Below are 1,685 nucleotides of genomic sequence, written 5' to 3' on the forward strand. Positions count from 1 at the left end.
GCCGGCGATTGCCATACCGACCTTTCCGGGCGAACGGTTCTGTTCGTTGCGGCTCTGCCAGGCCGCCCATACGCCGCCGATGAAGCAGATGAAGGCAGCAACATACATGCAGGCGGCAGCAACAAAGCCGCCTGCGGTCAATCCTTCCTGGGCGGTAGCCTGCATCTGCGCTCCGATACCGTTCGCGCTACCGGTTGCGGACTGGGCCAGCGCGTGGCTGGCAATGAGGATCGGGACGGACAAGGTGCCGAGTGCCGTGACGGCGCACTGTCTGTATCCGGCCCGTTGGGTCACCAGACGCGTCAGTCGCGCCGCGCTGGGGGTGCTTGTGCGAGAGAGGTTCATGGTCAAGGGCTCCGTTAAAGAGGGAGGCATGTCCCTCGGGGGAGTCTTCGGCCAGTAACATGCGACTGCGAATGTTTTTTCCGAAAAAATCTGTCTTATCGAACGGTATACTATGACTTCGGTATAAAAATGGCTATCCGGCGTTTGGGGTTGATGGGCTGAATCCCCGGTTCGTTGGGAAGGCAGCTCAGGCCACCGCCTGAGCTACCATATCGGGGTGCCGTCCGATGACCCGAACGTAGGCTACAGCGAAGTCGGGGGCCATCGCCCGTGCCTGCTCCCAGTCCCGTAACGTGCCGACAGGAACGCGGAAACGGCTGGCAAACTCGACCTGAGACAGACCGAGATCGTTACGGGTTTTACGGATCAACCGCGCCCTTTGCCCACGCTCCATGCCTTCGATGGATACCGCGCGGTCTTTGGAATCCGCCGGATCAGCAGGCAGAATGATATGCTCTCTCTTCACCTTTGTTGCTCCTTCTCACGGAAATGAAGCGGGGCAGATCGTCCCGCCAGACAAACACACCGGTGAACAGCTTCTCGCCCACGACGCCAACCACTTTGTAGCGATCCTCCTCATCCTCAATGCGGATGGTGGGCAAGATCAGGTGATTATCGTCCTCGAAAATACGGTCGCCAAAGGCCAGAGACAGTTTGTGCTTTTTTTGGTTGGCGAGGTCTTTTGCGGGGTCAAACCTGTCATCCATGAGACGATAATACGGGATTACCGTAGTTACTGTAAAGTGAAAACTACGGGCATCCCGTAACTTTTAGCCATTTCGACAGGTCGCCATCAACCTCGTATGCCCGATAGCATAAAAATCCGGGGCATATATCTTTATCCAGAATCGCTCGAATCCTTAGTAATAACGAAATATTTCTTGTTTAATTTCTGGAAAATATGAACAGTAAGCGAAAGTGATCGAGCGTAGTTTAGGTACTACCGCGAATACACCCCTATTTTCGTACGGACCTCAATTTTGATGGGTCTGTTACCCTCATTATAAACAAGTTTCACACGGTCAACCGTTGGTTGGAATGGACGATAAATTTTCAATTATCCTTGATAGGCATTTTAGAAATACCATAACCAAGAACGCCAATGATGATTGGCATGCCAATGAAGGCGAAGAACTGCATAAAGGTCATTCTCGAAGCCCTCCTAAAACGGCTTGTGCCCGTTGAGGGAGAAAATACGCCATTCCCAGCCAGAAAGCGACTCCCAAGATAACGATATGAGCAGGAATGCGGTTGGCTGTCAGATTAAAAAATGACGCAGCCAAAGGAGATAGAACACCTAGCGAAAGGCAAGATCCTGCAGCGGTATTCAGCAGGTTTGC

At 52.9% G+C, this 1,685-nt stretch carries 3 protein-coding genes and 1 pseudogene; all 4 read right to left on the reverse strand.

What is annotated here, in order from left to right; translation table 11 throughout:
* The coding region (locus CFR71_RS15675; RefSeq protein ID WP_110532233.1) for a hypothetical protein at positions 1–345 on the reverse strand (345 nt) is incomplete at its 3' end.
* 187 nt (positions 346–532) lie between these two features.
* Complete coding sequence (locus CFR71_RS15680; RefSeq protein WP_039736545.1) at positions 533–811, reverse strand: helix-turn-helix domain-containing protein; 279 nt, start codon at positions 809–811, stop codon at positions 533–535.
* The gene (locus tag CFR71_RS15685) at positions 780–1,052 is read right to left on the reverse strand and encodes a BrnT family toxin (protein ID WP_014106829.1); all 273 of its coding nucleotides are present in this window, start codon (positions 1,050–1,052) and stop codon (positions 780–782) included. Before CFR71_RS15685 ends, CFR71_RS15680 begins: the two co-directional genes overlap by 32 nt.
* 438 nt (positions 1,053–1,490) lie before the next feature.
* Positions 1,491–1,685, reverse strand: a pseudogene (locus CFR71_RS16750) (hypothetical protein); the annotation flags it as partial.

Source organism: Novacetimonas pomaceti (assembly GCF_003207955.1).
Classification (GTDB): Bacteria; Pseudomonadota; Alphaproteobacteria; order Acetobacterales; family Acetobacteraceae; genus Novacetimonas; species Novacetimonas pomaceti.

Excerpts from the sequence above, each read along its gene's own strand:
- CFR71_RS15685 (WP_014106829.1), bottom strand. The coding sequence starts at position 1,052 with ATGGATGACAGGTTTGACCCCGCAAAAGACCTCGCCAACCAAAAAAAG.